25 protein-coding genes and 1 tRNA gene are annotated in these 25,552 nt (G+C 64.5%); 17 read left to right on the top strand and 9 right to left on the bottom strand.

Going from position 1 to position 25,552, the window contains the following annotated elements:
* Positions 1 to 56 precede the first annotated feature (56 nt).
* Entirely contained in the window at positions 57 to 764 is a 708-nt protein-coding gene (locus AC0L27_RS13885; protein WP_354208589.1) for a hypothetical protein, read from the top strand.
* A gap of 15 nt (positions 765 to 779) precedes the next feature.
* Here AC0L27_RS13885 and AC0L27_RS13880 read toward each other — a convergent pair whose 3' ends face one another.
* Both AC0L27_RS13880 and cysE read right to left on the bottom strand, forming a co-directional pair.
* Complete coding sequence (locus AC0L27_RS13880; RefSeq protein ID WP_007602550.1) at positions 780 to 998, bottom strand: DUF3126 family protein; 219 nt, start codon at positions 996 to 998, stop codon at positions 780 to 782.
* 150 nt (positions 999 to 1,148) lie between these two features.
* Positions 1,149 to 1,973, bottom strand: a complete 825-nt coding sequence (gene cysE, locus AC0L27_RS13875) for a serine O-acetyltransferase (protein WP_007602549.1) — start codon at positions 1,971 to 1,973, stop codon at positions 1,149 to 1,151.
* 274 nt (positions 1,974 to 2,247) lie between these two features.
* Here cysE and AC0L27_RS13870 point away from each other — a divergent pair, with 274 nt between their 5' ends.
* Complete coding sequence (locus tag AC0L27_RS13870) at positions 2,248 to 3,621, top strand: hypothetical protein (RefSeq protein ID WP_354208588.1); 1,374 nt, start codon at positions 2,248 to 2,250, stop codon at positions 3,619 to 3,621.
* Here AC0L27_RS13870 and AC0L27_RS13865 read toward each other — a convergent pair.
* A complete protein-coding gene (locus AC0L27_RS13865) occupies positions 3,607 to 4,362 on the bottom strand; it encodes an alpha/beta fold hydrolase (protein ID WP_354208587.1) in 756 nt (251 codons plus the stop codon). The two genes, AC0L27_RS13870 and AC0L27_RS13865, sit on opposite strands and share 15 nt — an antisense overlap.
* A gap of 35 nt (positions 4,363 to 4,397) precedes the next feature.
* Positions 4,398 to 5,534, bottom strand: coding sequence for a hypothetical protein (locus tag AC0L27_RS13860; protein ID WP_354208586.1), 1,137 nt, complete (start codon positions 5,532 to 5,534; stop codon positions 4,398 to 4,400).
* Positions 5,535 to 5,838: 304 nt separating this feature from the next.
* On the opposite strand from AC0L27_RS13860, the gene AC0L27_RS13855 reads away from it, so the two are divergent.
* Both AC0L27_RS13855 and AC0L27_RS13850 read left to right on the top strand, forming a co-directional pair.
* Positions 5,839 to 6,084: a zinc-finger domain-containing protein gene (locus AC0L27_RS13855; RefSeq protein WP_007602543.1), complete on the top strand. Its 246-nt coding sequence runs from the start codon at positions 5,839 to 5,841 to the stop codon at positions 6,082 to 6,084.
* 19 nt (positions 6,085 to 6,103) lie between these two features.
* Positions 6,104 to 7,306, top strand: coding sequence for an FAD-dependent monooxygenase (locus AC0L27_RS13850; protein ID WP_473319444.1), 1,203 nt, complete (start codon positions 6,104 to 6,106; stop codon positions 7,304 to 7,306).
* Positions 7,307 to 7,321: 15 nt separating this feature from the next.
* On the opposite strand, the gene AC0L27_RS13845 is transcribed toward AC0L27_RS13850, so the two are convergent.
* Positions 7,322 to 7,750, bottom strand: coding sequence for a twin-arginine translocation pathway signal (locus AC0L27_RS13845; protein ID WP_354255068.1), 429 nt, complete (start codon positions 7,748 to 7,750; stop codon positions 7,322 to 7,324).
* Positions 7,751 to 7,922: 172 nt separating this feature from the next.
* Between AC0L27_RS13845 and AC0L27_RS13840 the strand changes: the two genes are divergently transcribed.
* From AC0L27_RS13840 to AC0L27_RS13830, 3 genes are all read left to right on the top strand, one after another.
* Positions 7,923 to 8,011 (top strand) — tRNA-Leu (locus AC0L27_RS13840).
* A 159-nt stretch (positions 8,012 to 8,170) separates the two neighbouring features.
* On the top strand, positions 8,171 to 9,421 hold the full coding sequence (locus tag AC0L27_RS13835) for a multidrug effflux MFS transporter (protein WP_354208584.1): 1,251 nt from the start codon (positions 8,171 to 8,173) through the stop codon (positions 9,419 to 9,421).
* A 20-nt stretch (positions 9,422 to 9,441) separates the two neighbouring features.
* Entirely contained in the window at positions 9,442 to 9,618 is a 177-nt protein-coding gene (locus AC0L27_RS13830; protein WP_354208583.1) for a hypothetical protein, read from the top strand.
* Between the two features lie 88 nt (positions 9,619 to 9,706).
* On the opposite strand, the gene AC0L27_RS13825 is transcribed toward AC0L27_RS13830, so the two are convergent.
* Positions 9,707 to 11,314: an ABC transporter substrate-binding protein gene (locus tag AC0L27_RS13825; RefSeq protein WP_354058451.1), complete on the bottom strand. Its 1,608-nt coding sequence runs from the start codon at positions 11,312 to 11,314 to the stop codon at positions 9,707 to 9,709.
* Between the two features lie 268 nt (positions 11,315 to 11,582).
* Between AC0L27_RS13825 and AC0L27_RS13820 the strand changes: the two genes are divergently transcribed.
* The 8 genes from AC0L27_RS13820 to AC0L27_RS13785 all read left to right on the top strand — a co-directional run bounded on the left by AC0L27_RS13820 (position 11,583) and on the right by AC0L27_RS13785 (position 21,788).
* Positions 11,583 to 12,713, top strand: a complete 1,131-nt coding sequence (locus AC0L27_RS13820; protein ID WP_354208582.1) for a M20/M25/M40 family metallo-hydrolase — start codon at positions 11,583 to 11,585, stop codon at positions 12,711 to 12,713.
* A 168-nt stretch (positions 12,714 to 12,881) separates the two neighbouring features.
* Positions 12,882 to 13,823 carry an ABC transporter permease gene (locus AC0L27_RS13815; RefSeq protein ID WP_275170173.1) on the top strand — a complete coding sequence of 314 codons (942 nt, stop codon included), beginning with the start codon at positions 12,882 to 12,884 and terminating at the stop codon, positions 13,821 to 13,823.
* A 20-nt stretch (positions 13,824 to 13,843) separates the two neighbouring features.
* Positions 13,844 to 14,731: an ABC transporter permease gene (locus AC0L27_RS13810; RefSeq protein ID WP_247497687.1), complete on the top strand. Its 888-nt coding sequence runs from the start codon at positions 13,844 to 13,846 to the stop codon at positions 14,729 to 14,731.
* 14 nt (positions 14,732 to 14,745) lie between these two features.
* The gene (locus AC0L27_RS13805; protein ID WP_354208674.1) at positions 14,746 to 16,395 is read left to right on the top strand and encodes an ABC transporter ATP-binding protein; all 1,650 of its coding nucleotides are present in this window, start codon (positions 14,746 to 14,748) and stop codon (positions 16,393 to 16,395) included.
* Between the two features lie 298 nt (positions 16,396 to 16,693).
* Positions 16,694 to 18,199 carry a M81 family metallopeptidase gene (locus AC0L27_RS13800; protein WP_354208581.1) on the top strand — a complete coding sequence of 502 codons (1,506 nt, stop codon included), beginning with the start codon at positions 16,694 to 16,696 and terminating at the stop codon, positions 18,197 to 18,199.
* Between the two features lie 13 nt (positions 18,200 to 18,212).
* On the top strand, positions 18,213 to 19,385 hold the full coding sequence (locus AC0L27_RS13795) for a M20 aminoacylase family protein (RefSeq protein WP_354208580.1): 1,173 nt from the start codon (positions 18,213 to 18,215) through the stop codon (positions 19,383 to 19,385).
* Entirely contained in the window at positions 19,378 to 20,799 is a 1,422-nt protein-coding gene (locus AC0L27_RS13790; protein WP_354208579.1) for an amidase, read from the top strand. The genes AC0L27_RS13795 and AC0L27_RS13790 overlap by 8 nt, the downstream gene beginning before the upstream one ends.
* A 98-nt stretch (positions 20,800 to 20,897) precedes the next feature.
* Positions 20,898 to 21,788, top strand: coding sequence for a crotonase/enoyl-CoA hydratase family protein (locus tag AC0L27_RS13785; RefSeq protein ID WP_473319441.1), 891 nt, complete (start codon positions 20,898 to 20,900; stop codon positions 21,786 to 21,788).
* Between the two features lie 99 nt (positions 21,789 to 21,887).
* Here AC0L27_RS13785 and AC0L27_RS13780 read toward each other — a convergent pair whose 3' ends face one another.
* On the bottom strand, positions 21,888 to 22,865 hold the full coding sequence (locus tag AC0L27_RS13780) for an NADPH:quinone oxidoreductase family protein (protein WP_354208577.1): 978 nt from the start codon (positions 22,863 to 22,865) through the stop codon (positions 21,888 to 21,890).
* Positions 22,865 to 23,473, bottom strand: coding sequence for a 2-hydroxychromene-2-carboxylate isomerase (locus AC0L27_RS13775; protein ID WP_354208576.1), 609 nt, complete (start codon positions 23,471 to 23,473; stop codon positions 22,865 to 22,867). The genes AC0L27_RS13780 and AC0L27_RS13775 overlap by 1 nt, the downstream gene beginning before the upstream one ends.
* Before the next feature lie 109 nt (positions 23,474 to 23,582).
* Between AC0L27_RS13775 and AC0L27_RS13770 the strand changes: the two genes are divergently transcribed.
* Both AC0L27_RS13770 and AC0L27_RS13765 read left to right on the top strand, forming a co-directional pair.
* On the top strand, positions 23,583 to 24,605 hold the full coding sequence (locus AC0L27_RS13770) for a methionine synthase (RefSeq protein ID WP_354255070.1): 1,023 nt from the start codon (positions 23,583 to 23,585) through the stop codon (positions 24,603 to 24,605).
* 4 nt (positions 24,606 to 24,609) lie between these two features.
* Positions 24,610 to 24,837 (top strand): hypothetical protein, encoded by a 228-nt coding sequence (locus AC0L27_RS13765; RefSeq protein ID WP_354208574.1) that lies wholly within the window; start codon positions 24,610 to 24,612, stop codon positions 24,835 to 24,837.
* Here AC0L27_RS13765 and AC0L27_RS13760 read toward each other — a convergent pair.
* Positions 24,834 to 25,451 carry a hypothetical protein gene (locus AC0L27_RS13760; protein ID WP_354208573.1) on the bottom strand — a complete coding sequence of 206 codons (618 nt, stop codon included), beginning with the start codon at positions 25,449 to 25,451 and terminating at the stop codon, positions 24,834 to 24,836. The genes AC0L27_RS13765 and AC0L27_RS13760 overlap by 4 nt on opposite strands.
* Positions 25,452 to 25,552: the final 101 nt, after the last annotated feature.

Here is a 25,552-nt window from a genome sequence, read left to right as displayed (position 1 = left end):
ATATTCGCCGCTGATTCGTCGGCCGTCGGCCGACTTCCGGCTCATTCGCGCGGGTCATGACACTGTTTTCGGCAATCTCCCCTCAATCCCCCCGGACGCGCACCCGGGCCCACGTGGTCCCGATCGTGCTCGGCGGCATTGCCGCGGTGTGCGCCGTCGCGCTCGTCGCCTATTTGTTGTGGCCAACTTGGGGCCCGAGCGGCGCGAGCGCCCCGGCCAAGCTGCCGGTGAGCGTCGGCGGCACGCTGTTCAACCTGCCGACCAACGCGATCCGCATGAAGATCCAGCGCCACTCCGGGCCGCAGGAGCGGATCGACCTCGACTTCCTGTACCCTTCGCTGCAGCCGCCGGGCGCGCCGAAGCACGTCACCGCCGATAGTGTGGATGCGGCGATGCAGCCGATCGACCGCATCTTCCTGTCGATCGCCGCGCATCGCGATGCGCTCTCGCCCGAGCAGCGCACGGCCACGATCTATCCGCGCTATCTCGACCAGGCCGCGGCAATGCCCCAGGACGGGCTGACGATGCGGACGTTCCGCGCCGACACGCCTTACGGCAGCGAGGATCTCTATTCTGCCGCAAGTCCGGCGCTGACCGCCCGCTGCACGCGCGATGGGGTGACGCCCGGCATGTGCCTCGCCGAACGCCGCGTCGGCGGCGCCGACCTCACCTTCCGCTTTCCGCGGAGCTGGCTGTCGCAATGGCGCGATGCGGCGGAAGCGATGGACCGGCTCACCGCGCAGTTGCGCGGGCCGCGAACTTAACACTCGTGGCGACGGTTATTCCTGATCGACGAGATCGTCCTCGAGGATCGCCATCTGGAACTGGAACGAGCGATCATCGTCCTCGTCGTCGACGAAGAGCACGCCGATGAATTCCTCGCCGATATAGACCTCGGCGGAATCATCCTTCTTCGGCCGCGGCACGACGCGAATCTTCGGATTGCCGAATACGCGCTTCAGATACGCGTCGAGCTTCCTAACTTCCTTGACGTCCACGGCAAGTCTCCAATCGAAATCTGGGTTGGCGCGGGTTTTAGGACGAGACGCGACCAACCGCCAGCATGAATTGCCAAAGAATTTCGGGGACGAAAGGGGCGAAAATCCGCCCCTTGCGACAAGCTCGAAGTCCCGCCTCAGAGTCCCATCTCAGAGTCCCATGGCGTTGATCATCTGATCCATGGTGCGCGACGGCTCGGCGCAGCCGGCTTCGCCGACGACCTTGGCGGGCACGCCTGCGACCGTCACGTTGTGCGGCACGGGTTTGACCACGACCGAGCCCGCCGCGATGCGCGCGCAATGACCGATCTCGATATTGCCGAGGATCTTCGCGCCGGCGCCGATCAGGACGCCGTGACGGATTTTCGGATGGCGGTCCTCGTTCTCCTTGCCGGTGCCGCCGAGCGTGACGCCATGCAGGATCGAGACGTCGTCCTCGATGAGCGCAGTCTCACCGCAGACGAAACCGGTGGCGTGGTCGAGGAAGATGCCGCGGCCGATGCGCGCGGCGGGATTGATGTCGGTCTGGAATACCGCAGACGCCCGGCTCTGCAGATAATACGCGAAATCCTTGCGGCCCTTCAGATAGAGCCAATGCGCGAGGCGGTGGGTCTGGATAGCGTGAAAGCCCTTGAAATAGAGCAAGGGGTCGATGAAGCGCGAGGTCGCGGGGTCGCGGTCGTAGACGGCGACGAGATCGGCGCGGAAGGCGTTGCCGAGATCGGGATCGTCGCGCAGCGCCTCGTCGTAGGTCTGGCGCACGAGATCGCCCGACAGCGCGGAGTGATCGAGCCGGTCGGCGACACGATGGATCACCGCATCTTCCAGGCGGCTGTGATGCAGCACCGTCGAATAGATGAAGGTCGCAAGCTCCGGCTCGCGATGGACGATGTCCTCCGCTTCGCCGCGGATCCGATCCCAGATCGGATCAAGCGTTGCGAGCTTTCCTCCCGGATTGACCTGATGCACTGCCATGAGATCTGCTCTTTCGAATTGGCTCGTTTCGCTGGTTCTATAACACAGTCTAGGCGACAAAGTCCTGACGGGCTTGCCTGAGAGTGAACAGTGCGTTGTCCCGCCAAGGCATGCCAACGCGTTGAATCAAAACAGTTTCTCCGACACCCCAGGCGGCGAGGTCGGCTCAAAATGGTCAGGGTTTCGCCAAATTCAAGCCGGGCGGCGTCAAACTATTGGTGAATTCCGCATCAACCGTTATTGCAGGCATGGTCCGAGTGAGGACGGAGCGGATTTGACCATCACCACCGATCATGCGCGCGCGGGCGCCGTGGGCTCACTTTGGCTGCGGCTCGCCGCGGTCGCCCTGCCGCTCCTGATGATCGCGCCGGCGTTCTGGAACGGCTATCCGCTGTTGCAATGGGATACCGGAGGCTATCTGGCGCGCTGGTACGAGGGCTATCTCGTCCCGAGCCGCTCCACCGTGTTCGGCATCTATCTGCACTATGGCGAGAATTCTGGTTTCTGGATCAACCTCGCGGTCCAGTCGCTGGCGACGCTGTGGCTGTTGCAGCTCACCTTGCGCGTGCTCTCGATGATGCAGACGTTCCGCTTCGTCGCGATCAGCCTGCTCCTGATCCTGTCGACCGCACTTCCCTGGCTTGCGAGCATGTTGCTCACCGACATTTTTGCAGGCCTGTCGGTGCTGTCGCTATTCCTGCTGGTCATCGGTGGGCAGCGGACCTCGGTGCTCGAAAAAATCTCGCTGTTCGTCTTCACCGCCTTTGCCGCCGCGACCCACAGCGCCACGCTCGGCGTGCTGCTCGGTCTCTGCGCCGTCGGCTGGATTGCGCGGCCGTTGCTGGGGCGCCGGCTTCTGATCGCCGGATTGGCTCAAGCGAGCCTCACCGTCGTCGCCGGTGGCCTGATGCTGGTGTCGGCGAATCATGCATTGTCGGGCAAATGGACATGGACGCCCGGCGGCACCGGCGTCGCCTTCGGCCGCATGATGCAGGACGGCATCGTTGCGCATTATCTCAATGACCATTGCCCGCGCGAAAAGCTCAAGCTCTGCCCCTATCGCGACCAATTGCCGGCGACCGCCGACGAATTCCTGTGGGGCAAGAGCATGTTCAACACGCTCGGCCGCTTCGAAGGCATGAACGACGAGATGGGCACCATCGTCGTGGGTTCGCTCGCCGACTATCCGGCCTGGCAGGCCGGCGCGGCGTTGCGAGCGATGGGCCAGCAATTCCTGCATGTGGCGACCGGCGAAGGCACCAATGGCTGGATCCCGCACACCCGCGGCATCATCGAACGCTATATCCCCTCACAGGCCGCGCCAATGCGCGCCGCGCGCCAGCAGCACTGGGGTGTCAATTTCGACTACGTCAACTGGCTGCACGTTCCCGTTGCACTGGCCTCGATGCTGGCCCTGGTCGTGCTGCTCGCGCATGCGCTCGCGAACCGCCGGCTTGACGGCCTGACGCTGCTGGCGGCGACGGTGACTCTGGCGCTGCTCGGCAACGCCTTCATCTGCGCCGTCATCTCCGGCCCCCATGATCGCTACGGCGCGCGAATGGTGTGGGTTGCGACCTTCACAGTCCTGATGGCGCTGTTTCGCTCGTTCGGCGATGAGGCCGCGGACGAGACCTCAGCCGCGGCGTGACAGGAAATCGAGCACGCCGGTCTTGTAGACCTTGTCGCCGACCGCCCGCATGTGATCGCGGTTCGGGATGTCGAGCACTTCCGAACCCGGGATGATGGCGCCGAGTGCGCTGGCCGAGCCCGCGACGTCGTCGCTGCTGCCGACCGCGATCAGCACGGGCACGTCGATGCGCGCGGCTTCGTCCGTCGTCATGAGATCGCGCGTGCCGCGCAGGCAGGCGGCCAGCGCCTTGCGGTCGGAACGGGTTTGGTCTGCAAAAGCACGAAAAGTTCGGCCGACGGGATCGGTGACGTCGTCGAGCGAGGGCGCTTCCAGCGCCTTCGCGACGTTCTCGCCGGGCCCGGTGCCCTCGATCAGGCCGCCGATGCCGATGCCGCCAAGGATTGCCGAACGCAGGCGCTGCGGCTCCTTGAGGGAGAGCCAGGCCGTCATCCGTCCGCCCATCGAATAGCCCATGAGATCGGCCTGCGGGATGGCGAGGTGATCCATCAGCGCGAGCACGTCGCCGGCCATGGTCGGGATCGAGTACTGCGCGGGCTCGTAGAGCTTGGCGCTTTCGCCATGGCCGCGATTGTCGAGCGCAATGACGCGGCGGCCGTTCTTGCGCAGCTCCGAGACCCAGGTCGGATAGACCCAGTTCACGTTCTTGCTGGAGGCAAAGCCGTGCACCAGGATGATCGGATCGCCCTCGCCTTCGTCGAGATAGGCAATTTCAACGGCGCCGTTGTGAAAGCTCGGCATCATCAGTTCCGCAAATCTTGAGGTGAAGAGGTACCTTAGGCCGAGAGGGCAGCGCTTGCCAGAACGGCTTCGGCGGAGATCCGGGCCTGGCGAAGTCGCCGCGCCCGTCTGCGATCGCACCAGGCCTGGGTCAGGCGCTCCGTGGTCGCCTTGATCGAAGACAACAGGCCGAACAGCGTCAGGGCTGCACCGAACAGCCAGAGTGCAAGATTGAACGCACCGCCGATCAGTAGCAACGCGCCGCGGCCGAGCAGCTTCAGGATCGCGCGCGTCTTGCCGCCCTGCGCTTCCGCGAGCCGCACCGCGCGTGCGACGTCCTTGGGACCTTCGGCGATGCGCAAGCTATCCATCGCGCCGCGCGTGCCGGTCTTCTCGACGACGCGCGTGACATCCTTGCCAAGCCGAACCAGCGCGCCAGCCTTCTCGGCGCGGAACGCTGCCTTGATTGCGCTCAAGGTCTGGCCCGGCCGCAGCACCGAGCCGGATGCAACCGCGTTCTGCAGCATCGGCGTATCGACGACCTCGCGCGCGGACCGGCCGGCCCAGGCCGCCAGTCCCTCGCCAAGCCGGCCCACCTTGCGCGCGTCCTTCACCAGCGTCAGCCCGGCGCGAACCGGCGCGGCACCGCCAACGGAGACGTAGGTCACGGCCGTGACCGCGAGACCCGCGGCGGCAAGGCCCAGCACCAGGCGATCGGTCTCCTCGCCCATGGCGAGGTGCTTGCCCTCGCGCACGATGTCCCTGATGTCGCCGATGACGAAGAGATCGCCGGCCACGGTTCCCGACAGGCTCGCAACATCGTCCACGCTGCCGGTGACGAGACCGGTGGCAAACCGTTTTGCGAAATGCGAGGTGGAGTTTTCGGCTTTGACTGCGTCGCTGACACGGCTCAGGAGGTCGTCAGGCAGCGCGATGTTGCGGTCGCGCGCCAACGCGACAAAACTGTCGGCGAGATCGGCATCGCCCGATGCGAGCGCGGCCTCGATGTTGTCCTGAATCAGGCGGTCGTTGTGCCGCAGCAGCGCGTCGAGCTTGATCTCGGACAGCGCGGCGGGATCGTCCCGGGCGGCCAGAATCGCGCCGGCCTCGCGGGCATGCGGTGCTACCTGCGCGAGCATGAAGCCGCAGGCCACGATACCGGTCAACGCTGTGCTGATTCGCAACCACTTCATGCGGAGAGCCTGGACGGTCCTAAGATCGTTGACGCCTGACGGTTCGTCTTTCGTCGCAATTACGCTCGTCCACAGACATAGTATGCCAAAATTGCGACACAACGTCCCCGACGAAAGAAGGGCTTCTCTCAGGCCGCAAGATTGTGTCGAATTTGCATGAGCAAATGAGCATGGGGCATTGCGGAGCTTTCGGTTCCGCTGGACTAGCAATCATCTGTACCCGCCAGTATGGTCCGCGGCGCCTTAATAATGCCGCGTCAGTCGTGATTGTGTCTGCCGCCATTGCCACTCCAGGATGAGTACGATGTCCGACCATGTCGTCCCGCACTTCCACAACGATGCCGGTGTCCCCGTCATCGAGATCGGCTCGCAAGAGTTCATGTGCGTGGGCGCCAACCCTCCGTTCGATCATCCGCACGTCTTCCTCGACCTCGGCAATGACAACGAGATCATCTGCCCCTACTGCTCGACGCTGTACCGTTTCGCCGCCGACCTGAAGGCGGGCGAAGCCCGTCCGCCGGAATGCGTCCTGAAGGACAAGGTGGCCTGACCGCTTCCATCGGCCAGGGGTGGCGCTCTCCCGAACAATTGTCATCGCCGGTGCCGGCTTAGGTGGACTGACGGCTGCGCTTGCGCTCGCGGCCCGCGGCTTCCGCATCGTGGTACTGGAAAAGGCCGAGCGGCTCGAGGAAGTCGGCGCCGGTCTGCAACTCTCTCCCAATGCCAGCCGCGTGCTGGTCGAGCTCGGCCTCACCGAGCGCCTCAAGCTGCGCGCCGTGATCCCGGAGGCGGTCTCGATCATGAGCGCGCGGGCCGGCGGCGAGCTATTGCGCATGCCGCTGGGAGAAGCCGCCGCCGCGCGCGCCGGCGCCCCCTATTGGGTGGTGCACCGCGCCGATTTGCAATCCGCCCTCGCTGGCGCAGTCTCCGACCATCCCGATATCGACCTGAAACTTGGTGCGACCTTCGAAGACGTCGCGCCTCACGCCAAGGGGCTGACGGTCGTCCATCGCAGCGGCACGATCCGGCGCAGCGATCTCGCCAGTGCGCTGATCGGCGCCGACGGCATCTGGTCGACGGTGCGCCAGCATCTGTTTCCCGAGGTGCAGCCGCGCTTTTCCGGGCTGATCGCCTGGCGCGGCACGCTCGATGCGACGCAACTGCCGAAGGACTACACCGCGCGCCGGGTCCAGCTCTGGATGGGCCCGAATGCCCATCTCGTCGCCTACCCGATCGCGGGCGGACGCCAGATCAACGTGGTCGCGGTGCTGCCGGGCACCTGGAACAGACCGGGCTGGAGCACGCCCGGCGATCCCCGCGAGGTGATGGACGCCTTCGCCGCGCCGAGCTGGCCGCCAGCGGCGCGCATGATGCTCGCCACGGTCGATAGCTGGCGGAAATGGGCGCTGTTCGGCGTGCCTGACGACTGCCCCTGGAGCAAAGGGCCGGTCGCGCTGCTCGGCGACGCCGCGCATGCGATGCTGCCGTTTGCAGCCCAGGGCGCCGGCATGGCGATCGAGGACGCCGCGGTGCTCGCGCAGCATTTGAGTCTTGAGATCGCCGAGAGCACCGCGGGCATCACAGCTGCGCTGAAACAATACGGCCGTATGCGTCAGGCGCGCGTGCGGCGGGTGCAGCGGACCGCGCGGCAGCAGGGCCGCATCTATCATTTCACTGGGCCGCTGGCCTACGCACGCGATCTTGCGGTCCGCGCGCTCGGCCCGGAACGCATGCTGGCACGACAGGACTGGATCTACGGTTGGCGGCCCTGATGCGAGGCGCTGGTTTCAGCGCACTGCTCGTGTCGATTTCGGGCCAGGCTTGATCGGGCCAGGATTGGCTGCCGGCGCGGCGGCCGGCGTCGCCTCGGGCGGCGTTTCCCGGCACTTGTTGCGGCGCCAAGCGTCATCGGCCATCTGCGCCTGCCCGCGTACCGCGATGTATTCGTTGCGATAAGCAAGCTCCGACACGACGGCGCCGCCCGCGCCGGTCTGTGCCTTGTCCATCAGTCTCTGCAAATCACCGGTTCGGTTGGCGAGCGACTTGCGCTCGCCCTCGAGCTGCTTGCAATCGTACAATTCGTACCTGGCGGGATCGGCAAATGCCGGAGCGACGGTCTCGCTCATGCCTGCGCAGCCGGACAGCACGAAGCCGGCCGCGAGCAGCGCGACGGCCACGCAGCATGTACGCAGGCGATATTGGATCAAAGCAGCCATGTCGGATGAATAGTCCCCGTCGATTGAGAATGCCTAAAGCAACAACAGATGTCCGGATTGAGGCTTTGCCTTGTGCCGCCTGCTCGCCTAAGGAAGTACCGCCCCTCCGGCCTGCAAACGCCAATTCCAGACCGCCGGTAAGGGACTTAAGTGACTGATCTCGTTGGATCAAGCGGGCATGGCGGAATTGGTAGACGCAAGGGACTTAAAATCCCTCGGTGCGCAAGCACTGTGCCGGTTCGATTCCGGCTGCCCGCACCACGAGAGCTGCGCGGATGATCCCACCGAACGACGCGGCCGCGAGCGTTGATCCCTCATCAATTCTGCCTGCTCCTGCACCGCCTGCCAGCCATCCCGAAACATCGCTTGTGCAACGCAGCATTGGAGGTAGACAAGTCCCTCAAATCAGAGGTGAGCTTCTTGTCCGACGTCAATGCCGACGATTGGGTGTCCTCGGGACACCGACCGATGGGTTTCCCCGAATTCGTTATCGTGATCGCGTCAATCATGGCGCTGAATCCGCTTGCGATGGATATGATGCTCCCGGCGCTGCCCAATATCGGGTCGGCCTTCAATATCCCCGTCGCCAACCATCTTCAGCTGGTGCTGTCGACCTTCCTGATCGGCTTTGGCGCGGGGCAGTTCGTCATGGGTCCGCTGTCGGATCGCTTCGGCCGCCGCCCGGTGCTGCTTGGCGGGATGGCGGTCTATGCGGTGGCGAGCGTGCTGGCGATTGCCGCGCCGTCGTTCGAAACGCTGCTGCTGGCACGCGCACTGCAGGGCTTCGGCACCTCGGCCACGCGCGTGATCGCGACCTCGATCGTGCGCGACTGTTACGTCGGCCGCCGCATGGCGAGCGTGATGTCGCTTGCGATGATGATTTTCATCGCCGTGCCCGTGATCGCCCCCTCGTTCGGACAGGCGGTGCTGCTGGTGACGCAATGGCGCGGCATCTTCGTCGTGCTGATGCTCTACGGTCTGCTCGCGCTTGCATGGTCCGTGCTGCGGCTTCCGGAGACCTTGCCTGAGAGCGAACGCAGGTCACTTGCGCCGGCCGACGTGCTCACGGCCTATTGGCAGACCGTGACCCATCGCCAAACCCTCGGCTACGCGCTCGCCGCCGGTAGCGTCATGGGCGCGCTGTTCGCCTACGTGTTTTCGGCTCAGCAAGTTTTTGTCGGCATCTATCATCTCGGCCATTATTTTCCGCTCGCCTTCGCCGCGATCGCGGCCGGCACCGCCATTGCCGGCTTCCTCAATGCAAGATTCGTCGGGACCCTCGGCATGCGCGTGATCTCGCACGGCGCGCTGACACTCTACACCGCGGTGGCGGGCGTGATGCTGCTGACCGAAAGCCTCGGCGCGTTGCCGCTTCCCCTGTTCATGGTGCTCTCGGCACTCATGATGTTCTCGTTCGGCATGATGGTTGCCAACTTCACCGCACTCGCCATGGAGCCGCAGGGCCACATCGCCGGCACTGCGTCCTCGCTCTACGGCTCGATCACCACGCTGATCGGCATCGCCGTCGGCATGGCGATCGGACAAAGCTTCGACGGCACGCTGCTGCCGTTCTCGGTCGGCTTCTTCGTGTCGTCACTCGCCGCGCTCGCGATCGTGCTGGTGGTGGAGAGGGGACGGCTGTTCAAGCCGCATCATCGCGCCATCGGCTGAGGAACTTGGCGGCGCTCTCGATGTTGTACCGCAACATTCGAGAGGAAGGCGAGATGGAACAAGAGAGCAGATTCGATCAGCCCGCGCGCGAGATCGAGCGGCCCGCCCCGCGGCAACCGGTTTCTGAGCAGCAGCCGGACAGAAGCCTGCCGTTCGCAGGTGAAGGGCTCGAGCAGCTGCGTGACAGCCACTGCTAGAAGAGGTCGAGCCAGTACCGCCTCATGGAAACGACGCCGTGGAGAGATCCACGGCGCCGTTTCTCTTTTCAGACCAGGAGCCTTTGCGCTACTCCGACTTGTCGACGTTCCAGAACAACGGGGTCGCGGGACCGTCGAGCACGCCGGTCAGCGATTTGCGCCAGCCGCTCGGCAGGAGATACTGCCCCAGCGGGATGTAGATCACCTGCTCATAGGCTTCCTTCTGGATGTCAGCAGCGATCTTCTTCTGATCGTCGAGCGAGGCGGCGCGAACGAAGTCGTCCTTGAGCTTTTCGATCTTGGCGTTCTCGGCCCAGCCGAACCAGCCCTTCTTGCCCTGGCCGCCGATCGAGAGATTGGCGATCGGGTTGGAGACGTCGGCTGCGACCCAGTTCGTGAAGAACATGTTCCAGCCGCCCTCCTTCGGAGGCTTCTGGCTGGCGCGGCGGCTCACCACCGTCTGCCAATCGGTCGCTTGCAGGTCGACTTTGAAGCCTGCCTCACGCAGCAACTGAGCCGCAACGATCGGCTGCGCCTTCAGCGTGGTGACATCGCCGGGGGCCATGATCACGATCGGGGTGCCGTCATAGCCGGACTCGGCGAGCGCCTTCTTGGCTTCGGCCATGCCGTTGCCCTTCACCAGCGTCTCCCCGCCGACTTCGGTCGCGAACGGCGTATCGCACACGAAGAAGGCACCACAAATCTTCTGATATTTGGCGTTGCCGACGAGCGCGTCGAGAACGTCCTTCTGGTTTATCGCCAGAAAGGCAGCACGGCGCACTTTGACATTATCGAACGGCGGATGAAGGAAGTTCATCCGGCCGAGCGTCTGGAAACCGAACTTGTTGGAGACCTCGATGGTGATTTCCTTGTTCGCCTCAAGCAACGGCAGCATGTCGTAGGGCAGATTTTCCATGAAGTCGATGTCGCCCGACTGCAACGCGTTCACCGCGGTCTGCGAGTCCGGCATGGTGATCCACTCGACGCGGTCGACCTTCACCACCTTGCCGCCGGAGGTCCAGCTCGACGGCTCCTTGCGCGGCATGTAGTCGGTGTTCTTGACGTAGACCGCCTTCACGCCCGGCTGGAATTCCGACTGCACGAACTTGAAAGGACCCGAGCCGATCTGCTCGGGGATCTGCTTGTCCGGCGGCGTCTCGGCGAGGCGCTTCGGCATCATGAAGGCAACGCGGGAGGACGGCTTGCCGATCGAGTCGAGCACGAGGCCGTAGGGCTCCTTCAGCTTCAGCGTGATGGTCTTGGCATCGGTCGCTTCGATGCTCGCAGTGAAGTCGAGCAGTTTCTGCCCCATGCCGTCGACTGCGGCCCAGCGCTTGAGTGAGGCAACGCAGTCCTCCGCCGTGACCGGCGCACCGTCATGCCACTTCAGGCCGTCGCGTAGCGTGAACGTGTAGGTGAGCTTGTCGTCGGAGATCTTCCAGTCCGCCATCTGCGGCTGGATCTTGAAGTTCGAATCGGGCGCCACCAGCGTGTCGTAGATCATGTAGCCATGGTCGCGCGTGATGTAGGCCGTGGTGAAGATCGGATCGATGATGCGCAGATCCGAATGCATCACCGCCGTGATGGTCTTGCCGGCCGCAAGCACCGGCGAGGCCAGTGCGGTCGAAAGCGCGACGACCGACAGCGCAAGTTTGGAGGCGAACGCGCGAGGCCCCCGGCGCATCAACTTAAACATAAAAAGTTCTCCTGACGTGAAACTGTTCAAAGGCAGGTTATCGATTGAGCATCCGGTTCGTTCTTTAGGCGAACTAACCTCATGCAATGCCTTTATCTTTCGAGACTTGCAGACAGTGCCGAGCGCGTCAATCCGGTTTCGCTGCAAGCCCAAGCGGCGCGCGCACGGGCTCCACAAGGATCGGTTTGGCTCTACAACGCTCTCCGCCTGTCCTGCTCCACGGCAATGCAATCCGCGTTCCATGTTCCGAAGCCCGAGAGACATTGAGATGAATCCAGCCAATCTTCCTTTCGATTCCGAAGCGATGCTCCAGGGCCTGCGCGGCTGGGTGGAATGCGAAAGCCCGACCTGGGACGCCAGCGCCGTGAACCGCATGCTCGATATCGCGGCGCGGGAGATGGCGATCATGGGTGCGACGATCGAGCGCATCGCCGGTCGCCAGGGTTTTGGCGGCGTGATCCGGGCACGCTTTCCGCATCCGAAGCAAGGCGAGCCCGGCATCCTGATTGCCGGACATATGGATACCGTCCACCCCACGGGCACCATCGAGAAGCTGAAATGGCGGCGCGAGGGCAGCAAGTGCTACGGACCCGGCATCTACGATATGAAGGGCGGCAATTATCTTTCGCTGGAAGCGATCCGCCAACTGGCCCGCGCCTCGTTCACGACGCCGCTGCCGATCACCGTGCTGTTCACGCCCGACGAGGAAGTCGGCACCCCCTCGACGCGCGACATCATCGAGGCGGAAGCCGCGCGCAACAAATATGTGCTGGTGCCCGAGCCCGGCCGCGCTGACAACGGCGTCACCACCGGACGTTACGCCATCGCGCGGTTCAATCTCGAGGCGACCGGCAGGCCCAGCCACGCCGGCGCGACCTTGTCGGCGGGCCGCTCGGCGATTCGCGAGATGGCGCGGCAAATCCTCGCCATCGACGCGATGACGGGCGAGGACTGCACGTTTTCGGTCGGCGTCGTGCACGGGGGGCAATGGGTCAATTGCGTTGCCACGACCGCCACCGGCGAAGCGCTTTCGATGGCAAAGCGCCAAGCCGACCTCGATCGTGGCGTCGAGAGGATGCTGGCGCTCTCCGGGACAACCAATGACGTCACCTTCAAGGTGACGCGCGGCGTGACACGTCCGGTCTGGGAGCCCGATGCCGGCACCATGGCGCTTTATGAAAAGGCGCGCGGGATCGCCAGGTCGCTCGGCGCGGAACTGCCGCATGCGAGCGCCGGCGGCGGCTCCGACGGCAATTTCACCGGCGCAATGGGCATCCCGACTCTCGACGGCCTGGGCGTGCGTGGCGGCAACGGCCACACGCTCGAAGAGTATATCGAGGTCGAAAGTCTAGCCGAACGCGGCCGGCTCATGGCGGGGCTGCTCGCGACTCTCGAGTAATGGGGCAAGCCACGTCACCCAAACCGGGCCAGGTCACCAAAACCAGGTGACCGCACTGCAAAAACCGTGGCCCGGATGGCATGGGAATTGCTGAAATGTTAGGCTGATGGCAGAACCCCAGGCTCCAGCCGCTGTCTCTGATTTGACTCTAATCTGACGGGATCCAACTTGCTCGGATATCTCCTTCGCCGAATTCTCGCCGCCGTGCCTGTGATGGGCGTGGTGGCGCTGTTCGTCTTCCTCCTGCTCCGCCTCACCCCGGGCGATCCCGCCGCCATTCTTGCCGGCGACAACGCCACGCCGGAGCGGCTCGAGCGGATCCGCACCTCGCTCGGTCTCAACGAGCCGCTGATCGTGCAGTTCATCACGTGGCTGAACAAGCTGCTGCATGGCGATCTCGGAACGTCACTCATCTCCAACCTTCCGGTGATGAAGATGATCGGCCAGCGGGTCGAGCCGTCGATCTCGATCGCGCTGTCGACCATCATCCTCGCCGTCATCGTCGCTGTTCCCCTGGGCGTGATCGCGGCGTGGAAGCACGGCACCTGGATCGATCGCTTCGTGATGGGCCTGTCGGTGCTCGGCTTCTCGGTGCCGGTGTTCGTGGTCGGCTATGTCCTGATCGAGGTCTTCGCGATCGACCTGCGCTGGGTGCCTGTGCAGGGCTTCCGCAGCATCTCGAACGGTTTTGGGCCGTTCTTCGAGCGCATCATCCTGCCCACCTGCGCGCTGTCCTTTATCTACATCGCATTGATCGCGCGCATGACGCGCGCGGCGATGCTCGACGTGCTCGGCGAGGACTACGTCCGCACCGCGCGTGCGAAAGGCATCAACGAAGTCGCCGTGATGATGCGTCATGCGCTACGCAACGCCGCGGTGCCCGTGATCACGGTGATCGGTACCGGCTTTGCGCTTTTGATCTCCGGCGTGGTCGTCACCGAGAGCGTGTTCAACATCCCCGGCATCGGGCGCCTTACGGTGGATGCGGTGCTGGCACGCGACTATCCGGTGATCCAGGCGATGATCCTGCTGACGTCGCTGATCTATGTCGTCGTCAATCTCCTGATCGATGTCGCCTACACGCTGCTCGATCCCCGGATCCGGTACTAGGGCTAAGGATAACAACAAGAATGTCGGTCGATACCCTTCCCCAGTCGTCCATCCCGATCACGTCGCCGCTGCGGCCGCGCCTCGGATTCCTGACCTCGACGCCGATCATCGCGGCAGCGACCATCTGCCTGGCGTTGGTCGTGCTGATTTCGATCCTGGCGCCGTTGATCGCGCCGTATGATCCGATCCAGCTTGCGCCCTCGCAGCGACTGAAGCCCTCTTCCGCGCAATTCCTGCTCGGCACCGACGCCTATGGCCGCGACCTGCTGTCGCGCGTCATGTATGGCGGACGCATCTCGCTTCTGATCGGCATCGGCTCAGCGATCATGTCGATCGTCATTGGGTTGGCGATCGGCCTGGTCTCCGGCTTCTTCAAGCTGGTCGATTCCGTCATGATGCGAATCATGGACGGCCTGATGGCGATGCCGAGCATCCTGCTGGCAATCGCCGTGGTGTCGCTGTCCGGCGCCAGCCTCTGGACCGTGCTGATCGCGATTACGATCCCCGAAGTTCCGCGCGTGGCACGCCTGGTGCGTTCGGTCGTGCTATCGGCGCGCGAAGAGCCCTATGTTGAAGCGGCGATCTCGGTCGGCTCATCCCTGCCGAAGATCATGTGGCGGCATTTGATGCCGAACACGATCGCACCGCTGATCGTCCAGGGCAGTTACGTCTGCGCGTCCGCGATCCTCACCGAGGCCATCCTCTCCTTCCTCGGCGCCGGCATCTCGCCGGAAACGCCGACCTGGGGCAACATCATGGCCGAGGGCCGTCAGTACTTCCAGCTCAAGCCGACGCTGATCTTCTGGCCGGGCCTGCTGCTCTCGATCGCCATCCTCAGCATCAATTTGATCGGCGACGCCGCCCGCGACGCACTCGATCCGCGCATGAAGCAGCGGGAAGGCAAATGATGACCGATCAAGTGATGACCAGCCCGATCCTCGACATCAACAACCTCGTCGTCTCCGTCGGCAAGAAGCCGAATGCCGCAAACATCATCGACGGCATCTCGATCCAGGTGCACGAGCGCGAGACGCTGTGCCTCGTCGGCGAAAGCGGCTCGGGCAAGTCGGTGACCTCGCTGACCACGATGGGTCTGCTGCCGAAGGGCACGCTGATTCCGACCGGCGGCAGCGTCAAGCTGGTCGGCGAGGAGATTCTCACCGCGACCGACCGCCGCCTGCGGCAACTCCGCGCGACCCGGATGGCGATGATCTTCCAGGAGCCGATGACGGCACTCAATCCGGTGATGCCGGTCGGCCGCCAGATCGACGAAGTCCTGCGCGCGCACACCAAACTCGATGCGAAGGCGCGCAAGAAGCGCATCCTCGACATGATGGAGCAGGTGCGCCTGCCCCAGGTCGAGCGCATCTTCGCCTCCTACCCTCACCGTCTCTCCGGCGGTCAGCGCCAGCGCATCATGATCGCGATGGCACTCGTGCTCGAACCGAAGCTGCTCATTGCGGACGAACCGACCACCGCGCTCGACGTCACAACGCAGAAGCAGATTTTGACCCTGATCCGCGACCTCCAGCGCGATCACGGCACCGCCGTGCTGTTCATCACCCACGACATGGGCGTGGTCGCCGAAATCGCCGACCGCGTTGCGGTGATGCGGCAGGGCCGATTGGTCGAGACCGGAACGCTGGATTCCATCCTGCGCAATCCGACCATGGAGTACACCCGCAACCTGCTCTCCGCAGTGCCGAGCCTGGTGCCGCGCGCGGCGCGGCCTGAGACCAAGGAACCGGTGGTGCTGGAAGCCAACGAGCTTGGGAAGGTCTACCGCGAGCGCGCGTTCTTCGGTAAAGGCCGCGAAGTCGTCGCCGCCGACAAGGTCACGCTGACGCTGCGCAAGGGCCGTACGCTCGGCATCGTCGGCGAGAGCGGCTCGGGCAAATCGACCGTGGCGCGCTGCATCGTCCGCCTGATCGACCCGACCTCCGGCGGCGTGCGCCTTTCCGGCCGCGAGATCTCGGACATCTCGCGGCGGCTGTTGCAGCCGCATCGGAAGAAGATCCAGATCGTGTTCCAGGACCCCTACCGCTCGCTCAACCCGCGTGTCACCGTCGGCGAAAGCATCGCGGAAGGCCCGATCAATTACGGCGTGTCGCATGCCGACGCAATGAAGCGTGCCCGCGAGTTGCTCGAGCTGGTCGGCCTGCCCGCCGATGCGGTCGGGCGCTATCCACACCAGTTCTCCGGCGGCCAGCGTCAGCGCATTGCGATCGCCCGCGCGCTCGCGCTCGATCCCGACGTGCTGGTCGCGGACGAGGCGGTCTCCGCCCTCGACGTCTCCGTGCAGGCGCAGGTGCTGGAACTGTTCGACGAGATCCAGAAGCGGCTCGGCATCGCCATCCTGTTCATCACTCACGATCTGCGCGTCGCAGCGCAGATCTGCGACGAGGTCGTGGTGATGCAGCACGGCCGCGTCGTCGAGCAGGGCCCGGCCGCCGAAGTGCTGACGCATCCGAAGGAGGCGTACACCAGAGCCCTGCTCGAGGCAGCGCCGGGCCGCGGCTGGGATTTTGCGAACTTCCGGCCGGTGTCGGAGGGCGTGGCGGCCACGGCATAGCAGCATGCTCCGGCGTCGTCCCGGCGAAGGCCGGGACCCATACCGCGTGATCTATCTATCGCGTGTGGCGCTTATCCCAAACATCCAATCTTCGCCAAACTGCTCCCTGGGGTTATGGGTCCCGGCCTTCGCCGGGACGACCCCGAGAACTTGGTGACGTCTTTGGCTCCAACTAACACCCCATCCGCAGCATTCCCAAAACGATCTGACCCTATGCATGGCGCGATTGCTTCCCGGCTTGCTCTCGCCGCAAGCACAGGGCTAACGTCGCGCACTTTCAATTGCTGGGCTTGAGTTGATGATACGTATCGCCGTCGGCGGCTTCCTGCACGAGACCAACACCTTCGCTCCGACGAAGGCGACCTTCGCGGACTTCCAGCACGGCGGCGGCTGGCCGGCGATGACGCAAGGTCCCGACGTGCTGAAGGTGATGCGCCGAATCAATGTCGGCCTCGCCGGTTTCGTCGACAGGGCCGAGACCCACGGCTGGGAACTCGTTCCGACGATTGCCTGCGGCGCGAGCCCCTCAGCGCATGTCACCCGGGATGCCTTCGAGCGCATCGTGAAGGTCATGGTTGATGGCATTGCAGCCGCCGGCCCGATCGACGCCGTCTATCTCGATCTGCACGGCGCGATGGTCACGGAACATCTCGACGACGGCGAAGGCGAGATTCTCGCGCGCGTGCGCCGCGTCATCGGCAAGGACATTCCGCTTGTCGCGAGCCTCGACCTGCACGCCAACGTCACGCCCGAGATGATGGAGCATGCGGACGCGCTGATCGCCTACCGCACCTATCCCCATGTCGACATGGCCGAGACCGGCCGCGCCTGCGCGCAACATCTCACATTGCTTCTGAAGACAAAGCAGCGTTTCGCAAAGGCCTTCCGGCAATTGCCGTTCTTGATCCCGATCAGCTGGCAATGCACCAACGATCAGCCCACCAAGGGCATCTATGAAAAGCTTGCGGCGCTGGAGAGCGACGCGGTTCCGACGCTGTCCTTCGCGCCCGGCTTCCCCGCCGCCGACTTCCGCGATTGCGGGCCGAGCGTGTTCGCCTATGGCAAGACGCAAGCCGATGCCGACCGCACGGCGGATGCGATCGTGAAGCTGATCGAAAGCCACGAGGACGATTTCGACGGCAAGATCTGGTCACCCGACGACGGCGTGCGCCACGCGATGGAACTCTCGAAGGGCGCAAGCAAGCCGATCATCATCGCCGACACCCAGGACAATCCCGGCGCGGGCGGCGGTTCCGACACCACCGGCATGCTGCGCGCGCTGGTCCGCAACAAGGCCAGCGCCGCGACCGGCGCGATCTATGATCCGGAATCGGCCAAGGCCGCACATGCAGCCGGCGCCGGCGCCACCGTGACGCTGTCGCTCGGCGGCAAGTCCGGCATTCCCGGCGACGAGCCCTATCGTGAGACCTTCGTCGTCGAAAAACTTTCCGACGGCCGCTTCATCGCGCCCGGGCCCTACTATGGCGGCCGCGAGATGGAGATGGGCCCGTCCGCCTGCCTTCGCATCGGCGACGTCCGAATTGTCGTGAGCTCGCACAAGGCGCAGCTCGCCGATCAGGCGATGTATCGCTATGTCGGCATCGAGCCGACCGAAGAGAAGATTTTGGTCAACAAGAGCTCGGTGCATTTCCGCGCCGATTTCGAGCCGATCGCGGAAAAGCTGATGATCTGCGCTGCCCCCGGCGCGATGCCCGCGGACACGGCTACGCTGCCGTGGACGCGCCTGCGGCCGGGCATCCGCATCAAGCCGAACGGCCCGGTTTTCACTCCTTCCTCACGCTAACTGGACAGAACACATGCCCACAATCGAGCGCATCGACGGCTATGCCGACGAACTCACTGCTATCAGGCGCGACCTGCACGCCCATCCGGAAATCGGCTTCGAGGAAGTGCGCACCTCCGGCATCGTCGCGGACAAGCTGAAGAGCTGGGGCATCGAGGTGCATCGTGGTCTCGGCGGCACCGGCGTGATCGGCGTCATCAAAGGCAAGGGTTCGAGCGGCAAGCGTATCGGGCTTCGTGCCGACATGGACGCGCTGCCAATGGAGGAGAACACCAATCTAAAATGGAGTTCGAAAATCCCCGGCCGCTTCCACGGCTGTGGCCATGACGGCCACACCACCATGCTGCTCGGCACCGCGCGCTACCTCGCCGAAACCAAGAATTTCGACGGCACAGTGCACCTGATCTTCCAGCCGGCCGAGGAAGGCCTCGGCGGCGCCCGCGCGATGATCAAGGACGGGCTGTTCGAGAAATTTCCCTGCGACGAGCTCTACGGCCTGCACAACGCGCCCGACCTCAACCACGGCGAGATCGCGATCCTGCCCGGCCCCGCGATGGCCAGCGCCGACTTCTTCGATCTCCGCATCACCGGCTACGGCGCGCATGGCGCGATGCCGGAGCGCTCCAAGGACGCCGTGATCATCGCGACCACGCTGGCGCAGGCGATCCAGACCATCGTCAGCCGCAATGTCGAGCCGCTGCAGGCCGCAGTGGTCTCGATCACGCAGATTCATGCCGGTTCGGCGTACAACGTCATCCCCGGCGACGCGCATCTTTGCGGCACCATCCGCACTTTCTCGAAAGAAGTCCGCACCCTGATCAGCGAACGCATCCGCACGATCTGCGCCGGCATCGCGAGCGCCTATCAGTGCGCGATCGACGTCGACATCCGCGACACCTTCGATGTGCTGGTCAACCAGGTCGAGCAGTCCAAGGTGGTCGAAGACGTTGCGCGCACCGTCGTCGATCCTTCCAAGGTGATTACCCGTGCCCAGCCGAAGATGGGCAGCGAGGATTTTGCCGACATGCTGCAAACCATTCCCGGCGCCTATTTCTGGGTCGGCCACGACGGCTCGGTGCCCGTGCACAATCCCGGCTTCGTGCTCGACGACAAGATCCTGCCGATCGGTGCCAGCATGTTCGCCCGGATCATCGAGACCCGTATGCCGGTGGGTGCCCATGCATAAAAAGAGCGTCGAAGAGGAAGTCACCTCGCTGCACGATCTCTCCGCGGTCGATCTGATCGCGGGCTATCGCGCCAAGCAGTTCTCGCCGAGCGAGGTGCTGGAAGACGTGCTCGCGCACGTCGCAGCTTGGGAGCCGCACCTCAAGGCGCTCTATGCATTCGATCCGGACGGCGCGCGCGAGGCCGCGAAGGCCTCGACCGCGCGCTGGTCCGGAGGCGAGCCCTCCGGCGCGCTCGACGGCGTGCCGGTGACGGTGAAGGACAACATCGCGACCAAAGGCGTGCCGGTGCCGCTGGGCGCGGCGAGCGTCAAGCTCGTGCCGGCCGAAAAGGACGCACCACCCGCCGCGAGGCTGCGCGAGGCCGGTGCGATCATCTTCGCCAAGACAACCATGCCCGACTACGGCATGCTGTCCTCGGGGCTGTCCTCTTTCCATGCGCTCGCGCGCAATCCCTGGGACCTCTCCAAGAACCCCGGCGGCTCCAGCGCCGGCGCGGGCGCCGCTGCGGCGGCTGGCTATGGGCCGCTGCATCTCGGGACCGATATCGGCGGCTCGGTCCGCCTGCCCGCGGGCTGGTGCGGTCTCGTCGGATTGAAGCCGAGCTTCGGCCGCGTGCCGATCGATCCCGCCTATGTCGGCCGCGTCGCTGGTCCCATGACCCGTACCGTCGACGATTGCGCGCTGATGATGAGCGCGATCGCAAAACCCGACCGGCGCGACGGCACGAGCCTGCCCGCGGAGCCCCTCAACTGGAAGGGGCTGGAGAAATCCCCGCGCAAACTCCGCATCGGATTGATGCTCGATCCCGGCGTTGGCCTGGCGCTGGAGAAACCGGTGCGCGAGGTCGCGGTGAAGGCGGCCAAGGCATTCGAGTCCGCCGGTGCGGTCGTCACCGAAGTTGACGGCATCCTCACGCGCGAGATGCTCGACGGCCTCGACAACTTTTGGCGCGCGCGGATGTGGGACGATCTGTCGAAGCTGACGCCCGCCGAACAGGCAAAGGTGCTGCCCTACATTTTCAAGTGGGGCGAGTCTGGCGCGAAACTGTCTGGCGTCGATGTCATCCGTGGCTTCAACCAGACCATGGCCATCCGGGCAGCGGCATCAAAGCTGTTCTGCGAGCTCGACTATGTGATCTCGCCGACCGCGCCGAACGTGAACTATCCGGCCGAGTGGGCCTCGCCGACCAACGATCCCATGAAGCCGTTCGAACACATCGCCTATACCGTACCGTGGAATATGTCTGAGAATCCGGCGATCTCCATCAACGGCGGCTTCGACGCCAAGGGTTTTCCCATCGGCGTGCAGATCGTCGGCCGCCGCTTCGACGATATCGGCGTGCTTGGCATGGCCAAGGCTTTTGAGAGCCTGCGCGGGCCGCAGAAGCCCTGGCCCGGCCCGCCGGCGAAGTAGAGCTTGGCCACCACATGCCCAGTCCGCGCAAGACGGACGTTGGCGTCCGTGCATGACGTCTTTTTGAGACGGAATTCAGGAGAGGGAAGGAAACCACCATGGCGTATGAGACGATCAAATACGAGATCGCCGAGCAGATCCTGACCATCACGCTGAACCGCCCCGACAAGCTCAACGCCTTCAACGCGCAAATGCAGGGAGAGCTGATCGACGCGTTCGACGCCGCCGACAAGGACGACGACGTCCGCGCCATCATCGTTACAGGCGCCGGCCGAGGTTTTTGCGCGGGCGCAGACCTTTCGTCGGGCGCCGACACCTTCGATCGCGACGCACGGCGCGGGCCGGTGAAGCGCCTCGCCGACGGCAAGGTCGACTACAGCGACTCCCAGGTGCGCGACGGCGGCGGTCAGGTGACACTGCGCATCTTCAAATGCCTGAAGCCGGTGATTGCCGCGGTGAACGGTCCCGCGGTCGGCATCGGCGTCACGATGCAGCTCGCGATGGACATCCGCATCGCATCCGACGCCGCGCGCTTCGGCTTCGTGTTCTCCCAGCGCGGCATCGTGCCGGAGGCCGCCTCGAGCTGGTTCCTACCGCGCATCGTCGGCATCTCGCAGGCGCTGGAATGGTGCTATTCCGGCCGCGTCTTCCCGGCGCAGGAAGCCCTCGCCGGTCGTCTCGTCAGCAAGGTTGTAGCTCCCGATGATCTGCTGCCCACCGCCCGCGCGCTCGCCAAGGAATTTGCGGCGAAGACGGCGCCGGTGTCGGTGGCGCTGATCCGCCAGATGATGTGGCGCATGATGGGCGCCGACGATCCGATGGAAGCCCACAAGGTCGACAGCCGCGGCATCTACGCCCGCGGCCGCTCGGATGATGTGAAGGAAGGCGTTGTGTCGTTCCTGGAAAAGCGCCCTGCGCAGTTCAAGAACAAGGTATCGAGCGATATGCCGGACTATTTCCCGTGGTGGACGGAACGGGAATACAAGTAGCTTCGTAGGGTGGGTTAGCGAAGCGTAACCCACCACTTTCTGATCCGCGGTCACCGAGGTGGTGGATTACGCCTTCGGCTAATCCACCCTACGGCACGGTCACTGCATCACCAACGCCACGCGCCCGATCGCCTTGCGATCGATCAGCAGCCGCATGGCCTTCGCATAGTCCTCCAGCGGCAGGCGGTGCGAGACGTTGGGGCGCAGCTTGCCCTCCTCCGCCCATTGGAGCAACGCCTTCAGGCGCACCTCGCCGAGCGCGGGATTTTTCCGTACCGCCTCACCGGCGCGCACGCCGAGCACGCTGGCGCCCTTGATCAGCAAGAGATTGGTTTTCGCCGAGCCGATGCCGCCGGTGAAGCCGATCACCAGCAGCCGCGCGCCCCAGGCGATGCAACGCATCGAGCTCTCGAACACTTCGCCGCCAACGGGATCGAACACCACGTCGGCACCGCGACCGTCGGTGATACGTTTGACGGCATCACGAAACGGCTCGCGGTCGTAGCGCACGAGATGATCGGCGCCGCGCGCCTTGGCGATTGCGAGCTTTTCGTCGCTGGACGCGGTCGCGATCACGGTCGCCCCCAGCATCTTGCCGATCTCGACGGCAGCAAGGCCCACGCCGCCGCCGGCGCCATGCACAAGCAGCACCTCGCCCGGCGCAACCCGGCCGCGATCGATCAGCGCGTGATAGGCGGTGCCGTGCCCGGCGAGATAGGTCGCAGCTTCCGCATAGTCGAACGTCGATGGCATCGGCGTGAGCTGCGACGGGATCACCACCGCTTCATCCGTGAAGGCGCCGTGCCGCATCTTGACGATGACCTTGTCGCCGACGGCGACACCGCCCGCCTCTGCGCCGACCTCGGTCACGTCGCCGGCCGCCTCCATCCCCGGCGTGAACGGCAACTCGGGCTTGAGCTGGTATTCGCCGGCCGCCATCAGCACGTCGGGGAAATTCAGGCCCGCGGCACGGACCGCGACGCGCACTTCGCCCGGCTTCAGGTCGCGCGACGGAAACTCTTCGAGCTGCAACGCTTCGGGCGCGCCGAGCGTGCGGCAGACGACAGCCCGCACCATCAGGCCGCGCTCGCCTTGCCGCGCAGCAGCGCCTCGCGGATCAACGGCAGGCGGTCATTGCCGAAATACATGTCGGTCTTGCCGACGAAGATCGTCGGCGAGCCAAAGCCGCCGCGGGCGACGACCTCTTCGGTGTTGGCCTTGAGCTGGTCCTTGATCCCCTGCCCGGAAATGCCGGCGAAGAATTTCTGCTCGTCGACGCCGACCTTCCTGCAGATCTCGGCGAGCACTGCGTCCTGCGAGATGTCCTTGTCCTCGCCCCAATAGGCCTCGAATACCGCCGTGGCGAAAGGCACCGTTTCCTGTCCGAGCCAGACGCAGCCGCGCATCGCTTTCACGCTGTTCACCGGAAACACCGTCGGCGGCATCTTGATCGCGAGACCGGCCGAACGGGACCAGTCGGAAAGATCCTTTTTCATGTAGCGCGCCTTCAGCGGCACCGGTGTCTCACGCTGCGCATAGACACTTGGGTTGACCGTATTGAAGATGCCGCCCACCAGGATCGGCCGCCAGATGATCTCCACGCCAACCTCCCTGGCCAGCGGCTGGATGTTGTGGAAGGCAAGATAGGTCCAGGGGCTGGAACAGTCGAAGAAGAATTCGATCATGGCGTTTCCGGTCCGGCGCCGCCGGTTTCAGGCGACTTTTGTTGTTCTGTACCTCGACGTTAAGACATGGCAGGAAGGGGCGCAATCATAACCCGCCGAGAGGGCCGCCATGCTGTTTCCAACCACGATCGCCGGCTCCTTGCCGAAGCCGGAATGGCTCGCCGAACCCAACATGCTCTGGGCGCCCTGGAAGTCGCAAGGCGACGAGCTCGTCCGTGCCAAGCGCGATGCGACGATGCTTGCCGTCAAGGTCCAGGAGGACGCCGGCATCGACATCGTTACCGAGGGCGAGCAGGCCCGGCAGCATTTCGTCCACGGTTTCCTGGAGAAGATCGAGGGCATCGACTTCGCCCACAAGGTCGAGATGGGCATCCGCAAGGATCGCTACAAGGCGATGGTGCCGCAGGTCGTGGCCCCGCTCCGGCTGAAGAGCCGCGTCCACGCAGACGAGGCGCGCGTTGCGCGGACGCATACCAAGAAGAAGCTCAAGTTCACCCTGCCCGGCCCGATGACGATCATCGACACCATTGCCGATCGCTACTATGGCGATCGCGTCAAGATGGCCTTTGCATTCGCCGAACTCCTGAACGAGGAAGCCAAGGCGCTCCAGGCCGACGGCGTCGATCTCGTGCAGTTCGACGAGCCCGCCTTCAACGTCTACATGGACGAGGTCAACGACTGGGGCATCAAGGCGCTCGAGCGCGCCGCGCAGGGCCTGACCTGCGCCACCGCCGTGCACATCTGCTACGGCTACGGCATCAAGGCCAACACCGACTGGAAGGAAACGCTCGGCGCGCAATGGAGGCAATACGAGCAGATCTTTCCCGCGATCGACGCCAGCCCGATCCAGCAGGTCGCGATCGAGTGCCGCAACTCGAAGGTGCCGCTCGACCTGCTTGCCCTGCTCAAGAGCAAGATCGTGCAGGCCGGCGTGATCGACGTCGCCAGCGACACGGTCGAGACCGCCGAGGACGTCGTGCAGGTGATCGACGCGGTGTCGAAATTCGTACCCAAGAGCAACATCATCGCCACCACCAATTGCGGCATGGCGCCGATGCGGCGCGAGATCGCCGAAGCCAAGCTGATGGCGCTCGGCGCCGGTGCCGCGCTGGCCCGCGAGAAGCTGGGTTAAGGCGGTGATCCGTCTGGCGTTCACCATTGCAGCGCTTGCAGCATTCGCGCTGCCTGCGCGTGCAGAGGATCGTTCCGTGCTTCTCAATTGCAAAGCAGTCGTGGAGCGTACGTCGAAGGATGCGAATGCTGCGAGCGAAGCCGAGCTGACACGGTGCCGCCAGGTGATCCGCGAATGGGCGTTGCGCGATGCACGGACGACGGTGGATGAAGACGGCAAGCCGATGCGCTAGCCGCGCGCGCTTGGATGCAGTAGGAGCTGATATCCAGCGATGATCGCGCGCAGCGTCGAAGGCGGCGTCAACAGCATCGGGTGATCGAGGGCGCTCGTATGCGGGACGTAGCCCGCGGGTGACCACAGCAGCGCCTTGCGCTGCGCGACGAGGAAGCAGTCATCGCCCTGTTGCACCATCGCGCCGTCGGGCAATTCCGCGAGCGGCATCGGCAGCGCGTGCAGCCGCTTCTTGCCACGATCGAGCCGTTCCCGATGCAGCACTGCATCCATCGCTTTGGCGCTGATGCTGCTTACATCATTGCCCGTCTCCCACGCAACGCGAAAGCGCTTGGCGTCATCGCGGCGGCAGAAGAAGCAGGGACGGTGGCCTGCGGCAAAGGCCGTGGCCTCGTCGAGAAAGAACAGCTCGGTCCAGCTCCGCCGCGCCATCACGGGCCGCCGCCAGCCGCGGAATTCACACAGGCAAACGATCCAGGCCGGCGACGACCAGCGCTTCTTCAGCAGCGTCTTCGTTGCGGGGTCATGGATGATGCCGCGGTTGCCGGTGAACATCCCGCGATGTGGTGTCGCGATGATCTCGCCGGTCGGCGTGACGCGGTTTTGCAGCGGCATGCCGGCCTCCGCCCGTCATTGCGAGCGCAGCAAAGCAATCCAGACTGTTTCCGCGGACACATTTCTGGATTGCTTCGCTGCGCTCGCAATGGCGGCGATAA

This window comes from Bradyrhizobium sp. Ken51 (genome assembly GCF_055807435.1).
The sequence above is the reverse complement of the archived record's forward strand: the minus strand, read 5'-3'. Positions and strand labels throughout refer to the sequence as shown.